The organism is Pseudomonadota bacterium (assembly GCA_016195085.1).
Lineage (GTDB): Bacteria > Pseudomonadota > Alphaproteobacteria > SHVZ01 > SHVZ01 > JACQAG01.
Genome location: JACQAG010000042.1, coordinates 61965 through 84524 on the forward strand (window position 1 = coordinate 61965; position 22560 = coordinate 84524).

A 22560-nucleotide genomic window follows, 5' to 3' on the forward strand; every position below is an offset into this window, starting at 1 on the left:
GATGCCATGGCGCAGGCAAGCACATCTCATATCGATCTCGAGCAAGGTGAGACCAGCGATCGCCGGCGCATCCCGGTTTTCGCGCTCGGGATGGGTCTAAGCTCATTTCTGGCGATTTCTTATGTCTTGTGCGTGCTCGGCTATCTATTGTTCCCGGGCCTACCCATCGAGCACTCAGCGCTCGCCATCTTCCTTCCCGGCTTTGCGCTCCTGAGTTTGCAGAGCTTCTTGCTCGGCCTCATCGAAAGCTTCGCTTGGGGCTGGTACGTCGCCCTCGTGTTCGCCCCCATCTACAACTACTTCGCGGCGCGAGCCGCACGATAACTCGGACCGCGCTGAGCAGCGCAGCTGGGCGGTGTGGCACCCGTCTCAGCTCTCGACCTCGATCACCATGGTGAGCCCGCCGCCGCCCTGCTCCTCGACGTTGTAGTTCGTGGTGTGATGGGGGATGTGGCAGTGGATCAGCCACTTGCCCGGCAGGCGCGCCTTCCAGATGACGTCGTAGCGCTGGCCGGGCCCGACATTGACCGTGTCGGCCAGATAGCGGGCGGCCGGCTTTAGGATCTCGCCGTCGCGCGCCACCACCTCGAACGGCCCGCCATGCACATGCATGGGGTGGATGAAGTTGTTGTTGGTGCCGATGAAGCGCAGCTTCACGGTCTGACCGATTTTCATTTTGATCGTGTCGGTCGCCGGGTAGGCCTTGCCGTTGATGGTGAAGTAGTTGGGCAGGCCCCCCTCCATCAGCATCGCCGGATAGGTGAGCCAGTCGCGCTTCAGCCATTCCTGGATCTGAACGGTGTATTCGAGATCGGCCTTGGGCTCGCCGCCGTCCTTGGCGGCGACGATGAGCGCGCCGTAGAGGCCGAAGGCCTGCTGCCGATCGGAATGGTCGTGGGTGTGGTAGAAATAGGTGCCGGACTGGCGCACGGTGAATTCGTAGGTGAAGCTGCCGCCCGGCGGCACCGGCTTCTGGGTGATCTTGGCGGGGCCGTCCATCCCGTTCGGGATGATCAGCCCGTGCCAATGCACCGTGGTCGATTCCGGCAGGTTGTTGCGGAGATTGATCCTGACGCGGTCGCCTTGGACCACCTGCAGGCGCGGCCCCGGGATCTGGTGATTGAAGGCGTAGGCATCGACGGTGACGCCGGGCAGGATGTTCCAGCGGATCACCGCGGCCTCGAGGTCGAAGACCTTCACCCCGCTCTCGAGCCGCGGCGGCAGGATCTGGTCGCCCTGCGCGTCGGCCGGGGCCTGGTAGGAAACCAGGCGCGGGTGAATGGCGCTCATGTCACGCATGGCGCCCGCGGGCGTATCGAAGCCCATGACCATGCCCGACGGCATGATCGCGCCGCCAACATCGCTGAGGTTCAATGACAGGTTCACATAGAATCCCGGCACGATCAGCCCGGCCAGCAGCATGAGCGTGGTAACCCCGGCGACGGCAGCGATCTGCGGCAACGTCGCATCGCTCCCCATGTGATGGCCGGAACCGGGCATGGCCATGGCCATTTGCTTACGGCCGGGATTGTGCCCCTGGTGCTGAGCGGCGGCTGCCCGTTTTGGGGCGGCCTTATGGCCTCGGTGCCGAGCGGGCTTGGGCGCGGCTGCGGTCAAATCGAACGGCGAGCCGGGCGCCCGCTCGGTCATGAGCCCGTGCTTCAGCCCGCGCTTCACCATCCAGACATTGACCGGGAAAGCGGTGGCGAAGCCGATGGCGACGCCGAACGACATGACGCCCCAGAACACGAGCTCGGTCGGATCCATGGCGCGCATATCGCGGCCCATCATCAGGAGGCTCATGATCGGCGCCATTCCGGCCATCATGGCATTCATGCTGATGAGCTCCGGCAGGAAGGTCCGGCGCACATTCTCCCAATAAGAGCCGCCCATCATCTCCTTCATGAACAAGGACTGGAAGATGAAGATGCCGAAGGCGAAGCCGGCGAGGTATTCGACGATGAGGTCGAGCCACATGGGGAGGCCGAGTGCGGCGGTGACGACCGCGGCCAAGATGATGCCGGTGGCATCGCCGGCGACACAGTGGATGGTGCTGCCGACCCCCTGCTTCCACAGCGGTTGGGTGAACGCCTCGTGCTCGCCCGGCCGCGGCTCCTTGTCGGCCAGCACGTAGATGAGCAATCCGAGCGGACCCATATAGAGAGTCACCAGGATGAAGCCCCACTTCATCACCACCGGCTCGGGGTTGTTGCGGTACTGGTCGTAGGCGACGTAGCCGGTCGATAGCGCGGCCAGAGCGAACCAAACGACGAGCAGGTAGTCGATCGGCTGGATCAGCATGGCGGGGGCCTGCCTCTGTGGTGATCGATGCGGGAAAGCGGGGGCGATTGGCTCAGTGGGATCGAGGTCGCGCGCGGGCGGCGTTGACTGGGGCGTGCGTCCTTCGGGCTATTTCAGCTCAGACTTGGCCGAGCCCGCCATCAACAGCGCGGTGTGGCGCTTGATGACTGCTGCGTGCGCGGCTTGGGTTTCCGGCCCGCACTCGTCCCTCGGCGTCGGTTCCGGCTCGAAATGCCCGTAGCGATCGATCCCGCGCACCAGCGAGGCGGAATCCCTTCCGGCAATCTGGCGGATGGAAGGTGGGATGTAGCGGATGGCGAAGCCGATGCGCCGGTCCGCCGACCGGTTGGGCGAGGAGCCGTGGACGATGCGGATGTGGTGCAGCGACATCTCGCCCGGCTGCAGCAAGAGATCGACGGCTTCGCGCTCATCCACCTCGACCTGCACTTCCTGGCCGCGGGTCAAGAGGTTCAAGGGATCGTGGCGATCCCGGTGCGGCAGCTGGTCCTGCTTATGGCTGCCGGGAATGACCCGCATCGCCCCGCTCTCGACCGTGCTCGGCGTGAAGGCGATCCAGGCGGTGGCGACGTCGGTCGCGGATAAGCCCCAATAGGTCGAATCCTGGTGCCATGAGACGAAATCCTCGGTCATCGCCTCCTTGGTGAAGAAGTTGGTGGTCCATACCAGGATGTCGCCGCCGAGCACGTCCTCGACCGCGTCCAGGATGCGGGGATGGCGAACGAGCTCGGCCAGCCAGGGAAACAGCAGATGCGCTTTGTGCCGGTGGGCGCCCTTGAGCGGCCCGCCCTCTCGGCGCTCGAAGGCCTCGAGCCGCCGCCGGAGCCCAATCGCTTCCTCGGGCGGCATCACCGGGATCGGCGCCAGATAGCCGGTCTCGTGGTAGCGCCGAACCTCAGCCTCGGACAATAAGCGGGTCATTGCGAGACCTCCCGATGTCCCGTCGATCATACCTCGGGCAAACGCCGCCGCCCGCTCAGATCGTCGCCTCGATCATTGCCCTGAGCTCCGCCGTCACCTCGGGCATCACCCCGAACCAGGCATGGAAGGCCGGCCGCGCCTGGTTGAGCAGCATGCCAAGCCCGTTCACCGTCTTGTTGCCGCGCTTGCGCGCCGCCTCCAAGAGCGGCGTTTCCTTCGGGATATAGACGATGTCGGAGACCAATGCGGTTCGCGGCAGCCGGTCGAGCGTGAGCTCGAGTGCCGGCTGGCCCGCCATGCCTTGGCTGGTGGTGTTGACCAGCATCGCCACGCCGTCGAGGGCATCGGCGCGGTCCGCCCAGGCATAGGCCCGGATCGGCTGGCCCAGCTCCGCCTCGAGCGTCTTCGCGCGCTCGAAGGTGCGGTTGATGACGCGGATCTCCTTGGCGCCGCGCTCGGCCAAGCCGACCAGAACCGCCCGGGCGCCGCCGCCGGCGCCGATGACGACGATCGGGCCGGCGTCGGCGCGCCAATTCGGATCGGCATCGAGGATGCTGTGGATATAGCCGAAGCCGTCATTGTTGCGGCCGTCGAGGGATCCGTCCGCCTCAACCACCACGCAGTTGATTGCGCCGATGCGCTTGGCCGCCGGATCCACCCGGTCGACGATGGCGAAGGCCGCCTCCTTGTGCGGGATGGTGAGGTTGCAGCCGGAGAAGCCCAGGGCCGGAAGGGCGCGGAGCGCTGCCTCGAGCCCTTCGGCCTTGATCGCCAGCGGCACATAGGTGCCCACCAGCCCATGCTTGGCCAGCCAGTAGTTGTGCAGCTTGGGCGAGCGCGAATGCATGACCGGCCAGCCCATGACGCCGGCCATCAGAAAACGATCGGGGTGCGCCATCGGTTACTTTCTCTTTGCCGCCAATACACGACTAGCGACCGCGGGCCCTCACCCTCCCGCGCAAGCGCGGGTCCCTCCCTCTCCCGCATTGCGGGAGAGGGTGCCGAGCGACAGCGAGGCGGGTGAGGGCATCGTGTCCGGGCCAGTCGCTATTGAGACTAGAAGGTTGCTCATAGCCGCATCAATAGGTGGCGCGGCCGCCGGAGATGTCGAACACCGCACCGGTGGTGAAGCTGCAGTCGGGGCTGGCGACATAGGCGGTCATCGCCGCGATCTCCTGGATCGAGCAGAAGCGCCCCATGGGAATGCGGGCGAGCGCGCTCTTGATGTGCGCCGCGGTCATCTGGCGAAACAGCTTGGTCTCGGTGATGACCGGCGTGATGCAATTGGCGGTGACTCCCGTGGTCACGAGCTCGCGGGCGAGCGCCTTGGTGAAGCCGATCACCCCGGCCTTGGCCGCGGAATAGGCGGCGATCCCCGGCATCCCCTCCTTGCCGGCGATGGAGGCGATGTTGACGATGCGCCCATAACCCTCTTTCAGCATATGCGCTGCGGCCGGACGGCAGCAATGAAAGACCCCGGTCAGGTCGACCGCGAGCACATCGGCCCAGGCCTCCACCGGGTATTCCCAAGCCGGCGCCACCGGGCCGTTGATCCCGGCATTGTTGATGAGGATGTGCACCTGACCGGCGAGCGCCATGGCTTCGGCGAAGGCGCGCTCGACCTCCGCGAGGTCGCTCACATCCACGCACCTTGCCTGAGCCGGCTTGAAGTGCCGCGCCTCTTTGCGGAGCGGTGTCAGGTCCCGATCCCAGATCACCACCTGGGCGCCGTCCTCATTGAGGCGGAGTGCTATGCCCAGGCCGATGCCGCGGGCGCCGCCGGTCACGATCGCGACCTGCCCTGCGAGCGGCTTCGATGTGCGCTTAGGCCGCGGACGCGCCACTGGTCCCTCCGAGAAAGAGCTGGCCGACGCGGGGGTCGTTCAGAAGCGCTTCGGCGCTGGCCGCCATGCGCACGCGGCCAAGCTCCAGCACCAACCCGTCATCGGAGATCTGCAAGGCGCTCCGGGCGTTCTGCTCCACCATCAGGATCGAGGTGCCGCCGGCACGCAATTCGCTGAGGATCGAAAAGATCCGCTCGACCATGATCGGCGAGAGGCCGATGGAGGGCTCGTCGATCAAGAGCAGCTTCGGCTGGGTCAGGAGGCCGCGGGCGATCTCGAGCAACTTTTGCTCGCCGCCGCTCAAGGTCGAGGCCTGGCGGTCGGCCTTCGCCGCCAGCACCGGGAAGCGCTGGATCGAGGCCTCGATGCGGCTGCCGATCTCCGCCGCCGAGGTGAGTGCCACGGCACCGAGCTCGAGATTGTGCCGCACGCTCAAGGTCGGGAAGATGTTGCGGCCCTGGGGTATGTAGCACATGCCGAGATCGATGAGACGCCGCGGGGTGGCCCCCGTGGTCAGGGTGCCATCGAAGCGGATGCGTCCCTGGCGCGGCGCCAGGAGGCCGAACACGGTCTTGAATACCGTCGACTTGCCGGCGCCGTTGGGGCCGATGATGGTGGTGATGGCGCCGCGACGGATGCGGAGGCTGAGCCCGTTCAAGACCGTCATCGCCCCATAGCCGGCGGTGACCTCGTCCAGCTCCAGGATCGGCTGCGGGTCCTCAGTGGCCGAGATAGGCATCGATCACTTCAGCGTTGCTGCGGATGTCCCGGGGCGTGCCCTCGGCGATGATCCGGCCCTCCGCCAAGACGAGGATGCGGCTGCAGAGGGCCATGACGAAGTCCATGTTGTGCTCGATCACGATGAAGGTGGCTTTCTGGCTCTCGTTGATCGCCTGCAGCCGGTCGCGGAGATTGCCCAGCATGGTCGGATTGACGCCGCCCGCCGGCTCGTCGAGCAGTACCAGCCGCGGACCCGCCATGAACGCCATGGCGACATCGAGCAGCTTCTGCTGGCCATAGCTGAGGCGGCCCGCCCGCTCGGCGGCCACGGGCGTGAGGCGGAAGAACTCGATCATGGTCTCGGCCTCGGGCCTCAAGCCCGCATCGGCGCGTCCCAACAGGCGGGAGAGCATCGAGCCCCGATGCTCCTGGCCGGCAAGGATCAGATTGTCGCGGACCGAGAGCTCAGGGAAGACCTGCAGGAGCTGGAAGGTGCGGCCGACGCCGAGCCTATTCAGATCGCAGGGTCGCATGCCGGTGATCGGCCTGCCGTTGACATGGACCGCCCCCGAGCTCGGCCTCAATTGGCCCAGCACGCAGTTGAACAAGGTCGACTTGCCCGACCCGTTGGGGCCGATGATGCCGAGGATCTCGCCTTCGCCGAGAGCAAAGGAGACGTCGTCGACGGCGCGAATGCCGCCGAAGGACTTGCAGAGATGGGAGACCTCGAGCACCGGGCTCATCCGCCGGTCTCCCCGGTGCCGAGCGCCACCCCGCGCTGCCGGTGGACGAGGGTGCGGGCGAGCTTCTGCAGGAGGCCGATGATGCCGCTCGGGCAGAACGCCATCAGCACCATCACCATGATCGCGTAGCAGAGAAGATAGTAGCCCTCGGCGATGCGCAGCCACTCCGGCAGGAGGATCGACACGGCGGCGCCGATGAACGGCCCCAGGAAGAAGCCGGCGCCGCCGACGATGACCATCAGCAGAAGCGTGAAGGAGAGGCCGAGGCCGAAGGAGTTCGGCTCGATGAACTGCACCAAGGGCGCATAGGCGGCACCCGCCAGGGCGCCGACCGAGGAGCCGATGGCAAACGCCATCAGCGTATAGCGCCTGGTATCGACGCCGAGCGACAAGGCCCTGATCGGATTCTCGCGCAAGGCCATGAAGGCTCGGCCCCAGGGCGAGCGGACCATCCACCACAAGGCGAGGCTGATCGCGCCGAGGACGAGGAGGCAGAAGCCGTAGAAGTCGATCGCCTTCGTCGTCGACCAGCCGAAGAAGCTCGGCCGCGGGATGTTGCTGAGGCCGTAGATGCCGTTGGTGAGCCATTGCTCGTTGCGCAGGAAGAGAAAAACCAGGGTCGAGAAGGCCAGCGTGACGAAGGCGAGGTAGTGATGCTGCACCCGGAGCGCCGGGTAGCCCAAGACCCAGCCGATGGCGAAGCCGACGCCACCGGCGGCGATGAAGGCCAAGGGATAGGGCCAGCCATTCATGGTCATCAGCGCCGCCGTATAGGCGCCGATGCCGACAAAGGCGCCTTGCGACAGCGAGATCTGGCCGGCATATCCCAGCGTGAGATTGAGCCCGAGTGCGGCGATCGCCATCACCGCCCACAGGCTCAAGAGATAGATGCCGAAGGGCTTGAGGAAGAACGGCAGCACGATCAGAACCGCACCGGCGCCGGCGACCGAGGCAAGGGTGAGCCACCGCGGCAACGGGCTCATACGGTGCGTTCCTCGACCACGCCCAGAATGCCCTGGGGCCGAAACAGGATGACGGCGATCAGGATCAAGAGCGGAAAGGCGCCGCGGTATTGCGCGGAGATGTAGGCCGCCGACAGATTGTCGAGCACGCCCAGGATGACGCCGCCCAGGATGGCGCCCCTGACCTGATTGAAGCCGCCGATGATGGCGGCGATGAAGGCGGCAAGCCCCAAGGTCTCGCCATTGGTGAACTTGGCGAGATAGATCGGGCTAATGAGGATCGAGGCCAGCGCCACCAGGCCGGCATTGATGAGGAAGGTGTAGAGGATCATCCGCTCGACCGGCACGCCGAGGATGCGGGCCACGGTCGGGTTCTGCGCGGTCGCCTGCATGGAGCGGCCGAGGCGCGTATGGTGCAAGAGGAGATGCAAGCCCCCGACCGCGAGGATGGCGACGGCCACGATCATCACGCTTTGGCTGGAGATGACCGCATCCAGGATCAGGATGTCCTTGGTCTCGATCAGCGCCGGAAAGGGCTGCGCCTGGGAGCTGTAGAAGTCCTTGGCGAACTCCTTGAGAAACAGCGAGAGCGCGATGGTGGAGATGACCAGCGGCAACACCCCATGGCTCACCATCGGATCGACGATGATGCGCTTGAACAGGAATCCGAGAACGGCCACGGAAACGACGAGGCCGACCAGAGAAGCCGCCCAGAACGGCAGGCCGATGAACTTGATCGCCGCCAGCGCGAAGAAGGCCGGGATCATCACGAACTCGCCCTGGGCGAAGTTGATGGTCTGCGAGGTCTGCCAGAGCAAGGTGAAGCCGACAGCGACCAAGGCATAGATCGCCCCGGTCGCCAGACCCGACACGAAAAGCTGGATAAAGGCGGCCATGGCCCGCGGCCCGGAGTTACAAGCTCACAGCACGCAGACCCTCACCCACCCGCGCTATCGCGCGGGTCCCCCCTCTCCCGCATTGCGGGAGAGGGTGCCGAGCGCTGGCGAGGCGGGTGAGGGTCAGTGCTATTGGGCCTGTGCCTTGAATCCCATCCCCACTACTTCCCGAGCTTCGGCAGGACCTCGACGATCTTCTGCTTGCCGTCGACGACCTCGGCCAGGAAGCTGGCGCGGTCGATGTCGCCGTTCTTGTCCCAAGTGGCCTCCATCAAGATGCCCGGCTCCTGCTCGGGCTTGATGGTGAGGCCGTGCAGGGTCTCGACGAACAGCTTCTTATCGAACTTGCCCATTTTCTCGGTCACATGCTTGATCGTGTAGATGGCGATGTAGCCCTTGATGCCGTTGTGGTCGTTGGCATAGCCGAACTTCTTCTTGAACTTGGCGGCGAATTCCTGCACGGCGGGCACCGGCGCGTCCGCGCTCAGACCGACATGGCCCTTGACGCCATTGGCGGCATCGCCGGCGAGCTCGATCACCTTCTGGCTCAGAAGCGTGGTCTCGCCGATGAGCGGCGCCTTGATGCCCTGCTTCTTCGCCTCCTTCAGAAACCGGGCGCTCTCCTCCTCGTTGGTATAGACGAAGATCACCTCGGCATTCGCCGCCTTGATCTTCACCACATCGGCGGAGAAGTCGGCCTGGCCCTGCTCGGTCGAAATGTCGGCGACCACCTGGATGTTGCGGGTCTTCATCTCGGAGAGGAAGGTGTCGCGCCCGCCCTTGCCGAAGTCGTTGTTGACCCAGAGGATCGCCACCGACTTGGCCTTCAGCCCATCGCGGAGATAATTGGCGATCTTCGGCATGCTGAATTGCTGGCCGAAGGAGGTGCGAAACACATAAGGATCGCCCTTCTGGGTGATGGCCGCCGCCTCGCCGCCGACGATCTCGGGAACCTCCGCCGCCTGGGTCAGCGCCATGTCCACCAGGACCGAGCCGGAGAACACCGGACCCAGCACCACATAGGGATTGTTGTCGAGCACCTTCTGCATCTGGGCGCGGCTGATGCCGGCATCGCTCTGGGTGTCGAGATGCGGGGTGTCTATCCGGCGCCCGAGAATGCCGCCCTTGGCGTTGATCTCCTCGATGGCAAGGATGATGCCGTCGCGCCAATTGGTGCCCGAGACGGCACCCGGCCCGGAAAGCTCCACGATGTTGGGGATGTAGACGGTCGTCTGCGCGTTCGCGGTGGCGGGCGCCAGGATGATCCCGGCCGCGAGGATCCCCTTCAGCAATGTCTTCACCCGTTTCCTCCCTTGATGCGTTTGCCTTGGTTCTACGGAGCAGGATAGCGCCGAAGGAGCCGGCTCCGCATCGGCTTTTGTCAGCCTCAAAGGCCCGGAATCGTCGATTGCTGAAAAAGCCGCGTTTGGGCCGCCAGCCGGATCGGAGCATTGACCGCCCCGAAGCCTCTGTAGCCGCGGCGCTCGACGATCTCGAAGAAGAATCCCCCCTCCAGGGTTCTGGTGTAGGCGTGGAAGAATTCGGCGCTGCCCTCGCGGTCGTAGAGGATCTGCTCGGCGTGCAGCCGCGCGATCTCAGGGGCGGCGAGATCGGTGCGGGCGGCGAGGTCGTCATAGTAGTTGTCGGGTATCGGCAGGAGCTGGATGCCGCCCCTGCGCAGCGCCTGGACGGTGGCGAAGATGTCGGATGTCGCAAGCGCGATCTGCTGCACGCCTGAGCCGAAGAAGTCGTGGATAAAGCGTGCCGCCAGGGTCTGCCGGCTCTGCGAGGCGTTGAGAACCAGGCGCAACGACCCGTCCGCGGCCTCGACCGCCTGGCTCTGCACCACCCCGCCTGGATCGATGACGTCCTGGACGGCGGTCTTTCTCAGATCGAGGAGCGAGGTATAGAACAGGAGCCAGGTCAGCATTTCCTCATATTGCATCGTCTGCGAAAGGTGATCGAACCGGATGAGACCCGCATCCTTGCCGGCGGACGGTGCGAGGCCTTCAAAGTCGATGTCCCAAAGCCGGCCGAGATCGGTCTTGTGGTCGACGAAATAGACGACGCTGCCGCCGACGCCGCGGACGGCCGGGATGTCCAACTCTCCGGGGCCCGAGCGCTGCCGGAACGGCTGGTCCAGGAGCTTTGCTGCCCGCTCCACCGTCGCCGCCGCATCGTCGACCCTGAGGGCCATCGCGCAGACCGAGACCCCGTGGGTGATGGAGAAGGAATGGGCAAAGCCCTCCTTGTCGCAATTGACCACGATGTTGATGTCGCCCTGGCGCCAGCGGGTGACCGCCTTCGAGCGATGGATGCCCACCTTGGCGAAGCCGAGCCCGTTCAAGACCTGCTCGAATTCCGGTGCCTGCGCCTCGTCCATCGCAAACTCGAGGAACTCGATACCCTCTGGGCGGGAGCGCGGCGGCAGCCGAGGCGCGCCGGGCACGGGAATGCCGGTCTTGCAGGCGAGCGCGTCCAGCATGACGAGGAGAGAGCGCTGGCCGTCGACGGCGACATGCCGGGCCGAGCCCGAGCGAAACCGATCGCTGAAGATTTCCAGCGACAACAGCCCGTCGAAGCCGGTCGCCTGGAGGGCTTCCATGAACTCCGCCAAGGGCAGGTCGCCCTGGCCGGGAAAGCAGCGGTAGTGCCGGCTCCAGGATAGATAGTCCATCTGCAGAAGCGGCGCGTCGGCGACCTGGACCAGAAAGATCCGGTCCTTCGGGATCGAGCGGATGGGCATGAGGTCGGTCTGGCGCACCAGGATATGGAAGGTGTCGAGGACCAGGCCGATGGCGGGGTGATCGGCGCGCCGAACCACCTCCCAGGAATCCCGGTAGTCGTTGATATGCCGGCCCCAGGCCAGCGCCTCGAAGGCGACCCGGAGTCCGCGCTTGGCCGCACGCTCGCCGAGCTCGTGGAAGTCGGCGGCGGCCCGGTCGATGCCGCCCTGCGCGTCGGGGGAGACATTGCTGCAGATCAACAGGAGATCGCAGCCGAGATCCTGCATGAGGTCGAACTTCCGCTCGGCTCGGGAGAAGGCCTTTTGCCGGTGCGGTTCCGGCATGCCCTCGAAATCGCGGAAGGGCTGGAAGGTAATGGTCTTGAGACCGAGATCCTCGACGATCCGGCGGACGTCCCCGGGCGTGCCGTTGAACGACAGGAGATCGTTCTCGAAGATCTCCACGCCCTTGAACTGGGCGGCCGCGATGGCATCCAGCTTTTCGGCGAGCGTCCCGCTCAGCGATACGGTGGCGATTGCGGTCTGCACGGGTTCCCTCCTGTCGTCGCAGCCGAGCGGCTTTGGGCTGCCGGCTGCCGGTTCTCATCGACCGGTCGCGCTGGCGTCGGCTCACAACCTCGCGAAGTGACGGAGCATGCGCTCGGTGTCGGGTGCTAGCCCGGTGAAGAGCTCGAATGCCGCAGCAGCCTGGAAGACGGCCATGCCGCCGCCGGCGAGCGTGCGGCAGCCAAGGCGGCGTGCCGATCGGAGAAGCTCGGTCTCCAGCGGCACGTAGACGATGTCGGCCACCCAGTGGCTTGGGCGAAGCAGACGCTCGGGCACCGGCGATCCCGGATGACTCGGCATGCCGATCGGCGTCGTATTGATGATGCCGTCGGCCAGGGTCAGTACCCGTTCGAGATCGTCGCTGGCCATGGCCCGACCCGGTCCGAACCGCCGGTTCAGCGTCTCGGCCAGAGCGGCGCTCCGCGCTCCGTCGGTGTCGACGATCATCAGCGCGCCGGCGCCGAGCGAAAGTGCTGCCACCGCCACCGCCGCACCTGCCCCGCCGGCACCGAGCTGAGCCACCATGCGCCGGGGCGCATCTCCCATGCCGCGGCGGAAGTTCTCCGCGAAGCCATGACAATCGGTGTTGTGGCCGATTCTGCGGCCATCCCCGAAGACGACGGTGTTGACGGCGCCGATCGCGTCCGCCTCCGGCGAGAGCCGGTCCAGCTTCGAGAGCACGGCCTGCTTGCAGGGATAGGTGATGTTCAGGCCGGCGAAACCCAGACGTTCCGCCGCCAGCAGCAGCTCGTCCAAGTCATCGGCGGTCAGGTGGAGCGCGGCGAGATCGATGAGCTTGTAGATGCAGCGAAGGCCCTGCTCGGCGGCTTCCGCCTCGTGCAGCGCCGGCGAGCGCGATGCCTGAATGCCGGCGCCGATGAGTCCGAGCAGGAGCGACCGGCCTCCACGCGTCGACGCAGGCGTCCTATCGACCCCGGTAGCGCCAGCATCGGGGCCTAAGGGCAGAACCAGGCTCGAATCGGCAGCGTTGACGGCCATTCCTGGGGACTCTTCGGCGCTCGCCGGCCGGCCCCGCTCGCGGGATCGCGAGCGCCGGCATCCCGTTTCTCCGCCGGATCGCGCCTCGGAGCGGAACGGTCGAGCCGCGAGAGGCAAACCATGTACGAACTAGTTCGTTCAGTCAAGGCTGTCGTCGCCCGCAACTCGGATATACTGCCGCGCAATTCGACGTCGCAACGAAGACGGGAACCATGATGGCTCGCAACGGCAATTTGAGAAAGCTCGACGAGCGCGCCGACGGCGTTCGCGCTCCCGACGCCGAGGGCAGCCGGCGCAACATCCTCGACATCGCCACCGAGGAGTTCGCTGAGAAGGGCTTCAGCGGCGCTCGCATCGACGAGATCGCGGCGCGCACCAACACCAGCAAGCGGATGATCTACTACTACTTCACCGACAAGGACGGGCTGTTCGTCGCCGTTCTCGAGGAAGCCTATCGGCGCATCCGCACGATCGAGAATTCCCTCGACCTGGATCATCTGTCTCCGGAAGACGCGCTCAAGAAGCTGGTGGGATTCACCTTCGACTACCAGAACGCCAATCCGGATTTCATCCGGCTGGTGATGGTTGAAAACATCCACAACGGCGTTCACCTGCAGAAATCCCGAGGCATTCGCAATCTGAACGTGACCGTGATCGATGCGATCGAGCGGCTCTATGAGCGCGGTGTCGCCGACGGCGTCTTCCGCAAGGGTCTCGACCCGATCCACATCCACATGTCGATCAGCGCACTCTCCTTCTTCAACGTCTCGAATCGCGCCACCTTCTCCTTGATCTTCGACCACGACATGACCTCCCGCCAGGCCCTGGCCAAGCGCCGGGCCCAGGTGGTGGAGACGATTCTCCGCTACATGGCGAAGTAGGCCACCGCGCCCTCGCCCCGGCGGGCGGGGCGGATCAGCCTCGCCTTGAGTTGACATGTACGAACTGTTTCGTACATCATTCGCGACAACGAAGCATGGCCGCCTTGCGGACCGGCAAAAGGGGAGGAAACGGACATGAACGGGATCGATCGCCGTACGGTTGTGGCTGGTGGCGCCGCGATGATCGCGTTGGGCGCGACCCGAACTGCGCGGGCGCAAGCCAAGCCGAAAGTGCGATTCTCCGCCGCCTTCACCGAACAGGATCTGCGCGCCGAAGCCTACAAGGCATTTGCCGCGGACATGAAGGACGACATCGACTTCGAGCCGTACTGGAACAACACGCTGTTCAAGCAGGGCGCCGAGCTGGTGGCCATGCAGCGCGACAATCTGGAAATGTGCAACCTGGCGCCGGCCGACATTTCAAAGCAGATCCCGGCCTGGTCGCTGATGACGTCGGCCTATCTGTTCCGCGACGCCGAGCACATGACGAAGACCTTCCGCAGCGACGTCGGCAAGGAATTCGTCAAAATGGCCAAGGACCAGCTCGGCATCCAGATCATCACGCCGGTGTTCTTCGGAACCCGCAACGTCAATCTGAAACCGGACAAGCTGATCAGGACGCCGGCGGACTTGGCCGGCATCAAGCTGCGCATGCCGCCCGGCGAGTTCTGGCAGTTTCTCGGCGAATCGATCGGTGCCAATCCGACGCCGGTCGCCTTCGCCGAACTGTACACGGCGCTGCAAACCGGAACCGTCGACGGTCAGGACAACCCGCTGGTGCTGAGCAAGCTGATGAAATTCGACGAGGTGACCACGCAATTCGTGCTCACCGGCCACGTCATCGGCTACGACGTGATGGCGATCACCTCGAAGCTTTGGGATGCGATGCCGCCCGCGCGGCAGGCAAAGCTTCAGGCGGCTGCCGAAAAGGCGATCGACGCCTCCACCGCTAAATACGTGGCGCAGGAGACGGAAGTCGCAGCGGCGTTCAAGGCGGCAGGCAAGAAGGTCTATGCGCCGGACCAGGACGCGTTTCGCGCCTTCGCACAGAAGAAGTATTTGGACAAATACGGCCCCGATTGGCCCAAGGGCGCGCTGGAGCGCATCAACGCAGTGAAGTAAGCGCCCGGCGATCGACGATCATCGACCGCGTCGCGGGGGCGGCCGATGATGCGCGAAAGGGACTGCGCGAGACTCGCCGGGCGGACGATCGACGGGGTGGCGATCCATGCGATTCGGGCTCTCTGATCTGGCTGCGGCCGGCCGATGGCTGCGCCGAAGAGCGGAGAACGTCGCGGTTGTCCTCCTTGCGACGATGTTCGTCTGCTTCATCATCCAGATCTTCGCCCGCTATGTGCTGAACAATCCGGCGGGGTGGACCGAGGAGGTCGAGATCGCGACGTGGCTGTGGGTGGTGCTCTGGGGCGCCGCTTTCGTGGTCTCGGAAAAGGAGGAAGTCCGCTTCGACATCATCTACAGCAACATCTCCGAGGGCAAACGGCGGGCATTCACGGTGATCACCGGCATGTCGCTCATCGGCCTCTACGGGGCATCGCTGCCCGCGGCGTACAGCTAAGTCGCCTTCATGAAGGTGGAGCGATCGGCCTATCTGCGGGTGCCGATGAACTACCTCTATTCGATCTACGTCATCTTCGCCGTCGCCTGCATCTGCCGCTATAGCTGGCTGGTGTGGCGCGCGATCCGCGGCGAGGTCTCGCCGGTCACCGATCCCGCGCAGCTTCCCGACTGAGCCATGATCCTCTCCCCATTTGCCATCTGCATCATTTCGATAACGGCGCTGGCAGGGCTCGGCTTGCCGATCGGGCACGCGATGATCGTCTCATCGATCTTCTATTTGCTGCTGGCGGGCCTCGACCCCGCGACGGCCGCCGAGCAGATGCTCAACGGCCTGTTCAACGGCTACGTGCTGCTCGCGGTGCCGCTCTTCATTCTGGCCGCCGACCTCATGAACATCGGCAGCCTCACCGACCGGCTGCTGCAATTCTGCCTCGTCCTGGTCGGGCGCTTCCGCGGCGGGCTCGGACACGTCAATGTCGTAGCGAACATGATTTTCGCCGGGATGTCGGGATCGGCGATCGCCGATGCGGTCGGCATCGGCCGCATCATCATCGGCATGATGACCAAGGGCGGGAAATATCCCATCGCCTACGCGGGAGCGATCACCGCGTCGGCCGCGATCATCGGGCCGATCATTCCGCCGTCGATTCCGATGGTGCTCTACGCGCTGATTTCCGACGCATCGATCGGCTATCTGTTTCTTGGCGGCTTCGTGCCGGGCGTGCTGCTCGGCATCGCCTTCATGGTGATCAATTCCCTGATCGCGCGCCGCCGCCTCTACCCGGTCGAGCCGTCGATCCCGATCCGCGAGATTCCCCGCATCACCATCCGGGCGTTCCCCGCCTTGATGCTGCCGGTCATTCTGCTGTTCGGAATCTACGGCGGCGTCACGACGCCGACGGAAGGTGCCGCCGCCGCGGCCGCCTACGCGCTGTTCGCCTCCACCGTGCTCTATCGCGCCGTGACGTGGAGGCAGCTCTACGAGGCGATCCTGGCCAGCGGCAAGGCGGCGACCTCGGTCGGCATCCTGATCGCCGGCGCGCTGGTGTTCAACTACGTGGTGACGATCGAGAACATTCCACGGTCCCTGCAGCACTTCATGAGCGGGTATGACCTGTCGGCGGGCGGGTTCTTGCTGCTCGTCAACGTCATTCTGTTCATTCTCGGGTGCCTGCTGGAAGGCAGCACGATCCTTTTGGTCGTGGTCCCGATCTTCATTCCGACCGCGAAGGCGCTTGGCATAGACCTGGTCTATTTCGGCGTCGTCGTCGTCGTCAACATCATGATCGGGCTTCTCACGCCGCCCTATGGACTGCTGCTCTTCATCCTTGCCAACATGACGAAGCAGCCGCTGGCGGCGATCGTGCGCGAGGCGACTCCTTTTATCGTTGCCGCGATCGTCGTTCTCGTTCTCATAACGGCGATACCCGACGCCGTGCTTTGGCTGCCGAGGGTGATGGGCTACAAGGGCTGAGCGGGCGGCCTTCCCTGGCGTGAAAGCGGAACCGGATGACCAAACCGATCTACATTCTCAACGGGCCGAACCTCAACCGGCTCGGCACGCGCGAGCCGCATATCTACGGTACCGCCACGCTCGCGGACATCGAAAGGATGTGCCGTGCGGAAGCCGGCGATCGGGCGATCGTATTTCGCCAAACCAACAGCGAGACGCAGCTGATCGAGTGGGTGCATGAGGCGATCGACGAGGGTGCGGGAATCATCATCAACCCGGCCGCCTATACCTTCACCTCGCTGGCGCTGCTCGACGCGCTGAAGATGGTGGCCGGTCCGATCATCGAGCTGCACATCTCGAACATTCACAAGCGTGAAGCCCATTATCACAATTCCTATGTGTCGAAGGTCGCGACCGCGATCATCGCCGGGCTCGGCGCCAAGGGTTATTCGATCGCCGTGCGGGCCATGCTCGGTCTGCTTCAATGATCACAGGCTCGTCGCGGCGGTGAGGCTCGCTCCGAGCAAAGGCGGTCGAGCCGCACCAAGCCTGAAAGCTTGTCCGAGATCGGACGATCACGGAGCTGAGCGGCGTGGAAGGCGCGTTGTCGGACAAGTATGACGTCGTGGTGCTGGGCTCCGGCGCCGCCGGGCTGACCGCGGCCTTGATTGCGGCGATCGACGGGCTTCGTCCGATCGTCATCGAGAAGTCGCCCTGGATCGGAGGGACGACGGCGATCTCGGCGGGTTCTGTTTGGGTGCCGGGGACGCATCTGGCACCAGGGGCGGAGGCCAGCCCCGAAGACGCAAGTCGCTACCTCGACGCAATCGTCGGGAATCATTCTCCGGACGCGCTGAGGCGGGCATTCCTCTCGCAGGGTCCCAGGGCAATCCGGCTGCTCGAGGACGTGACGCACGTCACGTTCCGACCTTACGCGTACCATCCCGACTACTATCCGGACGCCCCAGGGGCGACGCTGCGCGGGCGGGTGCTGGAGCCGGTCCCATTCGACGGACGCGTGCTCGGTCGGGATTTCGCGCGCCTGCGGCCGCCGCTTCGCGAGTTCATGCTCTTCGGAGGCATGATGGTCGATGCCTGGGGCCGATCGGAGCGCCGCCTTATTGCGCGATCCGCGTCTATCCCGGAGACATCGGCGCCAGTCTCGGCCTCATCACCGACGCGAACGCGCGCGTCCTCAATGAATCGGGCGCCCCGATCGAGGGCCTCTATGCGTGCGGAAACGACATGAGCTCGGTGATGGGGGGCACCTATCCGGCGCCTGGCGTGACGCTCGGTCCGGCGATCACGTTTGGCTTCATCGCGGCGCGCGAGGCAACGCGGCTGATCCGGTCGACTGCGTCCGACGAGTGCACCGGGCTGGGCTGACTCGATATCCCCCGGGCCGGATCGCCGGCGGGGCAAAGGATTCCCCCTCGGATTGACATGTACGAACTGTTTCGTACATCATTTCGAGCAACGAAGTCCGCTGGCCATTGCGGACCGGCACACGGGGGTAAGGGAGGATACGATGGGATCTCTGCTGAATCGTCGCGCCGTGCTCATGGGCGCTACCGGCCTACTGGCCGCGGCGGCAGCGCCGAGGGCCGGGGCCGCCGACAAGATCGTGCTCAAGCATGCCGATACCATCTCCGAGCAGGACCTTCGGGCACGGTCCCTGAACGAGATCTTCGCCAAAGAAATCGGCCCTGAATTCGAGTTCCAGGGCTACTTCAACGCGAGCCTGTTCAAGCAGGGCACCGAGCTGGTCGCCATGCAGCGCGGCAATCTCGAGCTGGCCAATCTGGCGCCCCAGGATATGGCCAATCAGGTACCGGCGTGGAGCCTTATGACCGCGGCCTATCTGTTTCGCGATCCCGAGCACCTGAAGCGGGTGTTCAAGAGCGATGTCGGCAAGGAGTTCCTCGACATCGCCGACAAGCAGCTCGGCGTCCGCGTTCTGGCGGCACCCTATAACGGCACCCGCCACATCAACTTGAAGCCGAAAAAGCGCATCAGCACGCCTGATGATCTGGCGGGGATCAAATTGCGCATGCCCGGCGGCGAGACTTGGCAGTTCATGGGCAAAGCGCTCGGCGCCAATCCGACCCCGATGGCCTTCACCGAGGTCTATACCGCCCTCCAGACCGGCGCCATCGACGCCCAGGACAATCCGTTGCCGGCCGACAAGCTGATGAAGTTCTACGAGGTCACCTCGCAGATCGTGCTCACCAGCCACCAGGTCGGCTACAACCTGTTTTCGATCTCGAACAAGATGTGGACGACCTTGTCGGCCGAACAGAAGGCCCGCATTCAAGCCGCCGCCGACAAGGCCACCGACTGGAGCACCGAGCAGATCAAGAAGGAAGAGGGCGAGCTGGCCGCCTTCTTCAAGAGCCAAGGCCTCGAGGTCTATACCCCCGACGTCGCCGCGTTCCGCGCCCGCGCGCAAAAGATGTATCTCGAATCCGATCTGTCCAAAGACTGGCCCAAGGGCGCGCTCGATCGCATCAACGCCCTGTAGCTGCTCGAGCGTGCGAAGGGCGGTCGCATTCTGCTAAAGGTGTCGGGGGACTGCACTCCGCTACGTCGAAGCCTGAACGAGGACGCCGCACCATGGCCGGACCCGCACGCATCGCCGTCGTCGGCACCGGCCTGATCGGCCGCGAGCATGTGGCGCGGATTCAAGCCGAGCCGAATGCGGCGCTCGTCGCCATCGTCGATCCCGCGCCGGGCGCCAAGGAGCTGGCCGCCGCTGAGGGCGTTCCGTGGCTCGACCATCTCGATTCCATGCTGACCGAGGTCAAGCCCGACGGCGTGGTGATCGCCACACCCAACCGGCTGCACGTGCCTTGTGCCATGGCCTGCATCCGGGCGGCGGTCAGATCCCGAAGATGGAGGCGAGCCCGGTGCGCTGGCTCAAGGCCGCCATGGTCTCGTTGGACGGCTTCACCACCGGTTCCGCCGCCGCCTTCAGGATCGACGGCAAGAGGGCCACGTCGCCCGCCGACAACAGGAACACGCCGGGACGGCTCAACACCCAATGGACGGCGGGGCGGATGTCGTCCATCGCCTCCAAGGGTTGATACCAGGTGTTGCGGTCGCGTTTGATTCCCGCCGCCCAGGGACCCCTGGCGACACCCTTGATCGTCTGCACCGCCAGATTGCGCTCACCGGCGAGCTGGACCGTCCGCTCGAAATCCGGCGCATAGGTCTGGTGCTGGGCGGCGAACCAGTTCCAGGGCAGCAGGATCGAGTCGAAGTCGAAGCGCTCCAGGCTGCGGCGATGCATGGCCGCCACCGTCCAGCCATGGCCGGTGACGCCGATATGCTTGACCAATCCCTGATCGCGCGCCTCGATGCAGGCCTCCAAGGCACCCTTCGGCCCTAGCGCCCGCTCCCATTCGTCGGGGTGGAAGAGCGCATGCAGCTGGATGAGATCGATGCGGTCGGTCCTCAGCCGCTCGAGCGAACGGCGGATACTGTCCCGCGCGCCTTGGTAGTCCCGCTCCCCGGTCTTGGTGGCGAGGAAGAAGCGATCCCGGTGCCGGCCCATCCAGGGCCCGATGCGGAGCTCGGAATCGCCGTAGCTGGCCGCGGTATCGATGTGATTGACGTCATGCTCGATCAGGAGATCGAGCACCCGGTCGGCCACATCCTGGTCCACCTTTCCCAGCGCCGCGGCGCCGAAGATGACCGCCGAGCTGCTATGGCCGGTGCGGCCGAAAACCCGCTTTTCGATCGCCATCATCGCCCTCCGGGCCTGGGTTCTTTGCGAGGCTGCGGAACCGAGGAATGCATAGGCAAGCTCCGCCTGGCGAGTATGATGTAGCACTCACCTCTCTGGATGGAAACCGGCGAAGGCCAAGGCAAGCATGGGCCTGCATATCCACCTCGATCCCGTGGGCGGCATCGCCGGCGACATGTTCGCGGCCGCGATGCTGAATGCCCTGCCGGAGCATCGCCAGACGCTGATGGAGGCGCTGGCCGGCCTGGCGCTGCCCCAGGGTGTGGCGGCAAGGCTGGTCACCTTCGACGACGGCACGCTCTCAGGCGCCCGCTTCGAGGTGACGCTGCCGGATTCCGCCGCCGCGCACGCTCATGACCACGGCCCCAATCATGACCACGCACACACGCATCGTCCCTTCCGCGACATTCGCCGTTTCCTCGAGAGCTCAACGCTTCCCGCCGCAATCCGCCAGCGCGCGCTCCTGATCTTCCAAGTCCTGGCGGAAGCCGAGGCAAAAGTGCATGGGCTTGCCGTCGACGACGTCGCCTTCCACGAGATCGGCGCCTGGGACTCGATTGTGGACATCGCCGCCGCCGCCTTCCTCATCGAGCGGGCCGGCGCCGGCACTTGGTCGCTCGCACCCCTGCCGATCGGCTCCGGCCGGGTGCAGACCCGGCATGGCGAGCTGCCGGTGCCGCCGCCGGCCGTGGCCTTGCTGCTCCAGGGCTTCGCCGTGTTCGATGACGGCCGCCCGGGCGAGCGGGTGACGCCGACGGGCGCCGCCATCCTTCGGCATCTGGCGCCGGCGCCCCGGTTGCCGCACGGCATCTTCCGCCATGAGCGCGTCGGCTACGGCTTCGGCACCAAGCGGTTCCAGGGGATCAGCAACGTGCTTCGCGTGCTGGTGCTGGACGAGACGGCCGGCCACGCGCCCGATCAGGAGATCGGCGTTCTCAGCTTCGAGGTGGACGACCAGACGCCGGAAGATCTCGCGATCGGCCTCGATCGCCTGCGCGGCTTTCCGGGCGTGCTCGACGTGCTGCAGGCGCCCGCCTTCGGCAAGAAGGGGCGGCTGGTCGCCTCTATCCGGGTGCTGGCCGAGGCCGCTTCGCTCGATGCGGTCGCCGAGCGCTGCTTCGCCGAGACGACGACAATCGGGGTCAGGCTGGAGCGGGTCAGGCGACGGGCGCTCGAACGCGAGACTGCGTCGGTCGGCGACGGGGAGGGCAGATCGATCCGGGTCAAGCGCGCCAAGCGCCCAGGCGGAGGGGTCACCGCCAAGGCGGAGATGGATGACATCGCCGCCACCTCCGGCGACCATAGCGACCGCGTGGGGCGACGCCGGCGCATCGAGCGGGTGGCGCTGGCCCGGGAGGAGGACCGGGATGCCTGAGGCGGCTCGACGGACAGCGGCGTTAGAGACGCTGTTGGAGCACCTCGCTCCGGTCGCGGTCGCCGTCAGCGGCGGCGTCGACAGCACGACCTTGGCCGCCCTTGCCCATCGCCGGCTCGGCCGGCGCGCCACGATGATGCATGCGGTCTCGCCGGCGGTGCCCCCGGAAGCGACCGAACGCGTGCGGGCGCTGGCTCTGAGCGAGGGCTGGCACCTGGAGGTCCTCGATGCCGGCGAATTCGCCGATCCGCGCTACCGCGCCAATCCCGCCGACCGCTGCTTCTATTGCAAGACCAATCTCTATGGCGGCATTGCGGCGGCGACCGACGCCGTCATTCTCTCCGGCACCAATCAGGACGATCTCGCCGATTGGCGCCCCGGCCTCAAGGCGGCCGTCGAGCATGGCGTGCGCCATCCCTATGTCGAGATCGGTATCGACAAGGCGGGCGTGCGCGCCATCGCCCGGCATCTTGAGCTCGGCCCGATCGCCGAGCTGCCGGCCTCGCCCTGTCTTTCCAGCCGGATCGAGACCGGAATCGCCATCGACCCGGAGGAGCTGGCGCTGGTGCACGCGGTGGAGAGGTTCGTTGCCGCACGGCTCGGCGCCGCGACCGTGCGCTGCCGTCTGCGCCGCTCCGGTCTGGTGATCGAGCTCGACCAAACGAGCCTCGAGAGCTTGCCGACGGCCGAGCGCGAGACCCTCGCAGCCGCGGTCGGCGCGATCGCCCGCGCCCGCGGCGGCGACCGCCCCGTGGGCTTCAAGGCCTATCGCATGGGCAGCGCCTTCTTGCGGCCGTCTCCCGCCCCGATCGGCCGATGACCGAACCCAACT

The 22560-nt window shown here is 65.5% G+C and carries 21 protein-coding genes and 2 pseudogenes; 10 read left to right on the forward strand and 13 right to left on the reverse strand.

The annotated features are described in order from the left end of the window. Positions 1 to 90 precede the first annotated feature (90 nt). Positions 91 to 324, forward strand: a complete 234-nt coding sequence (locus HY058_13115) for a hypothetical protein (protein ID MBI3498240.1) — start codon at positions 91 to 93, stop codon at positions 322 to 324. 45 nt (positions 325 to 369) lie between these two features. Here the strand turns inward: HY058_13115 and HY058_13120 are convergent, their stop codons facing one another. The 11 genes from HY058_13120 to HY058_13170 form a co-directional block, all read right to left on the reverse strand. Next, positions 370 to 2301, reverse strand: a complete 1932-nt coding sequence (locus tag HY058_13120; protein MBI3498241.1) for a DUF4396 domain-containing protein — start codon at positions 2299 to 2301, stop codon at positions 370 to 372. Positions 2302 to 2409: 108 nt separating this feature from the next. Further along, complete coding sequence (locus HY058_13125; GenBank protein MBI3498242.1) at positions 2410 to 3240, reverse strand: phytanoyl-CoA dioxygenase family protein; 831 nt, start codon at positions 3238 to 3240, stop codon at positions 2410 to 2412. Between the two features lie 55 nt (positions 3241 to 3295). Continuing rightward, positions 3296 to 4138: a shikimate dehydrogenase gene (locus tag HY058_13130; GenBank protein ID MBI3498243.1), complete on the reverse strand. Its 843-nt coding sequence runs from the start codon at positions 4136 to 4138 to the stop codon at positions 3296 to 3298. Between the two features lie 181 nt (positions 4139 to 4319). Then, a complete protein-coding gene (locus HY058_13135) occupies positions 4320 to 5084 on the reverse strand; it encodes an SDR family oxidoreductase (GenBank protein ID MBI3498244.1) in 765 nt (254 codons plus the stop codon). Then, entirely contained in the window at positions 5065 to 5823 is a 759-nt protein-coding gene (locus HY058_13140) for an ABC transporter ATP-binding protein (protein MBI3498245.1), read from the reverse strand. The genes HY058_13135 and HY058_13140 overlap by 20 nt, the downstream gene beginning before the upstream one ends. Further along, the gene (locus tag HY058_13145; protein ID MBI3498246.1) at positions 5804 to 6547 is read right to left on the reverse strand and encodes an ABC transporter ATP-binding protein; all 744 of its coding nucleotides are present in this window, start codon (positions 6545 to 6547) and stop codon (positions 5804 to 5806) included. Before HY058_13145 ends, HY058_13140 begins: the two co-directional genes overlap by 20 nt. Further along, positions 6544 to 7530 (reverse strand): branched-chain amino acid ABC transporter permease, encoded by a 987-nt coding sequence (locus HY058_13150; protein ID MBI3498247.1) that lies wholly within the window; start codon positions 7528 to 7530, stop codon positions 6544 to 6546. Before HY058_13150 ends, HY058_13145 begins: the two co-directional genes overlap by 4 nt. After that, positions 7527 to 8405, reverse strand: a complete 879-nt coding sequence (locus HY058_13155; protein MBI3498248.1) for a branched-chain amino acid ABC transporter permease — start codon at positions 8403 to 8405, stop codon at positions 7527 to 7529. The genes HY058_13150 and HY058_13155 overlap by 4 nt, the downstream gene beginning before the upstream one ends. 161 nt (positions 8406 to 8566) lie before the next feature. Further along, positions 8567 to 9694 carry an amino acid ABC transporter substrate-binding protein gene (locus HY058_13160; GenBank protein ID MBI3498249.1) on the reverse strand — a complete coding sequence of 376 codons (1128 nt, stop codon included), beginning with the start codon at positions 9692 to 9694 and terminating at the stop codon, positions 8567 to 8569. 98 nt (positions 9695 to 9792) lie between these two features. After that, positions 9793 to 11679, reverse strand: coding sequence for a sugar phosphate isomerase/epimerase and 4-hydroxyphenylpyruvate domain-containing protein (locus HY058_13165; protein MBI3498250.1), 1887 nt, complete (start codon positions 11677 to 11679; stop codon positions 9793 to 9795). 81 nt (positions 11680 to 11760) lie between these two features. Next, complete coding sequence (locus tag HY058_13170; GenBank protein ID MBI3498251.1) at positions 11761 to 12696, reverse strand: shikimate dehydrogenase; 936 nt, start codon at positions 12694 to 12696, stop codon at positions 11761 to 11763. A 212-nt stretch (positions 12697 to 12908) separates the two neighbouring features. Here HY058_13170 and HY058_13175 point away from each other — a divergent pair, with 212 nt between their 5' ends. The 7 genes and pseudogenes from HY058_13175 (at position 12909) to HY058_13205 (ending at position 19129) form a co-directional block, all read left to right on the forward strand. Then, positions 12909 to 13577 carry a TetR family transcriptional regulator gene (locus tag HY058_13175; GenBank protein MBI3498252.1) on the forward strand — a complete coding sequence of 223 codons (669 nt, stop codon included), beginning with the start codon at positions 12909 to 12911 and terminating at the stop codon, positions 13575 to 13577. Positions 13578 to 13712: 135 nt separating this feature from the next. Continuing rightward, positions 13713 to 14699, forward strand: a complete 987-nt coding sequence (gene dctP, locus HY058_13180) for a TRAP transporter substrate-binding protein DctP (GenBank protein ID MBI3498253.1) — start codon at positions 13713 to 13715, stop codon at positions 14697 to 14699. Positions 14700 to 14805: 106 nt separating this feature from the next. After that, positions 14806 to 15327 (forward strand): annotated as a pseudogene (locus tag HY058_13185) (TRAP transporter small permease subunit). A gap of 3 nt (positions 15328 to 15330) precedes the next feature. Further along, the gene (locus HY058_13190; protein ID MBI3498254.1) at positions 15331 to 16629 is read left to right on the forward strand and encodes a TRAP transporter large permease; all 1299 of its coding nucleotides are present in this window, start codon (positions 15331 to 15333) and stop codon (positions 16627 to 16629) included. Between the two features lie 35 nt (positions 16630 to 16664). Continuing rightward, on the forward strand, positions 16665 to 17096 hold the full coding sequence (locus HY058_13195) for a 3-dehydroquinate dehydratase (protein MBI3498255.1): 432 nt from the start codon (positions 16665 to 16667) through the stop codon (positions 17094 to 17096). A gap of 86 nt (positions 17097 to 17182) precedes the next feature. Then, positions 17183 to 17994 (forward strand): annotated as a pseudogene (locus tag HY058_13200) (FAD-binding protein). Between the two features lie 142 nt (positions 17995 to 18136). Continuing rightward, complete coding sequence (locus HY058_13205) at positions 18137 to 19129, forward strand: sialic acid TRAP transporter substrate-binding protein SiaP (GenBank protein MBI3498256.1); 993 nt, start codon at positions 18137 to 18139, stop codon at positions 19127 to 19129. A 160-nt stretch (positions 19130 to 19289) separates the two neighbouring features. On the opposite strand, the gene HY058_13210 is transcribed toward HY058_13205, so the two are convergent. After that, positions 19290 to 19466, reverse strand: a complete 177-nt coding sequence (locus HY058_13210) for a hypothetical protein (GenBank protein ID MBI3498257.1) — start codon at positions 19464 to 19466, stop codon at positions 19290 to 19292. 20 nt (positions 19467 to 19486) lie between these two features. Next, positions 19487 to 20353: an aldo/keto reductase gene (locus tag HY058_13215; protein ID MBI3498258.1), complete on the reverse strand. Its 867-nt coding sequence runs from the start codon at positions 20351 to 20353 to the stop codon at positions 19487 to 19489. Between the two features lie 133 nt (positions 20354 to 20486). Here HY058_13215 and larC point away from each other — a divergent pair, with 133 nt between their 5' ends. Next, positions 20487 to 21728 carry a nickel pincer cofactor biosynthesis protein LarC gene (gene larC, locus HY058_13220; GenBank protein MBI3498259.1) on the forward strand — a complete coding sequence of 414 codons (1242 nt, stop codon included), beginning with the start codon at positions 20487 to 20489 and terminating at the stop codon, positions 21726 to 21728. Beyond that, positions 21721 to 22548, forward strand: coding sequence for an adenine nucleotide alpha hydrolase (locus HY058_13225; GenBank protein MBI3498260.1), 828 nt, complete (start codon positions 21721 to 21723; stop codon positions 22546 to 22548). Before larC ends, HY058_13225 begins: the two co-directional genes overlap by 8 nt. Positions 22549 to 22560: the final 12 nt, after the last annotated feature.

Coding starts and splice junctions, on each gene's coding strand:
- HY058_13130 (MBI3498243.1), bottom strand. CDS start 4,138: ATGGCGCACCCCGATCGTTTTCTGATGGCCGGCGTCATGGGCTGGCCG.
- HY058_13210 (MBI3498257.1), bottom strand. CDS start 19,466: ATGGCACAAGGCACGTGCAGCCGGTTGGGTGTGGCGATCACCACGCCG.
- HY058_13115 (MBI3498240.1), top strand. CDS start 91: ATGGGTCTAAGCTCATTTCTGGCGATTTCTTATGTCTTGTGCGTGCTC.
- HY058_13150 (MBI3498247.1), bottom strand. CDS start 7,530: ATGAGCCCGTTGCCGCGGTGGCTCACCCTTGCCTCGGTCGCCGGCGCC.
- HY058_13145 (MBI3498246.1), bottom strand. CDS start 6,547: ATGAGCCCGGTGCTCGAGGTCTCCCATCTCTGCAAGTCCTTCGGCGGC.
- HY058_13225 (MBI3498260.1), top strand. CDS start 21,721: ATGCCTGAGGCGGCTCGACGGACAGCGGCGTTAGAGACGCTGTTGGAG.
- HY058_13215 (MBI3498258.1), bottom strand. CDS start 20,353: ATGGCGATCGAAAAGCGGGTTTTCGGCCGCACCGGCCATAGCAGCTCG.
- HY058_13205 (MBI3498256.1), top strand. CDS start 18,137: ATGGGATCTCTGCTGAATCGTCGCGCCGTGCTCATGGGCGCTACCGGC.
- dctP (MBI3498253.1), top strand. CDS start 13,713: ATGAACGGGATCGATCGCCGTACGGTTGTGGCTGGTGGCGCCGCGATG.
- HY058_13140 (MBI3498245.1), bottom strand. CDS start 5,823: ATGCCTATCTCGGCCACTGAGGACCCGCAGCCGATCCTGGAGCTGGAC.
- HY058_13125 (MBI3498242.1), bottom strand. CDS start 3,240: ATGACCCGCTTATTGTCCGAGGCTGAGGTTCGGCGCTACCACGAGACC.
- HY058_13190 (MBI3498254.1), top strand. CDS start 15,331: ATGATCCTCTCCCCATTTGCCATCTGCATCATTTCGATAACGGCGCTG.
- HY058_13170 (MBI3498251.1), bottom strand. CDS start 12,696: ATGGCCGTCAACGCTGCCGATTCGAGCCTGGTTCTGCCCTTAGGCCCC.
- HY058_13195 (MBI3498255.1), top strand. CDS start 16,665: ATGACCAAACCGATCTACATTCTCAACGGGCCGAACCTCAACCGGCTC.
- HY058_13120 (MBI3498241.1), bottom strand. CDS start 2,301: ATGCTGATCCAGCCGATCGACTACCTGCTCGTCGTTTGGTTCGCTCTG.
- HY058_13175 (MBI3498252.1), top strand. CDS start 12,909: ATGATGGCTCGCAACGGCAATTTGAGAAAGCTCGACGAGCGCGCCGAC.
- HY058_13155 (MBI3498248.1), bottom strand. CDS start 8,405: ATGGCCGCCTTTATCCAGCTTTTCGTGTCGGGTCTGGCGACCGGGGCG.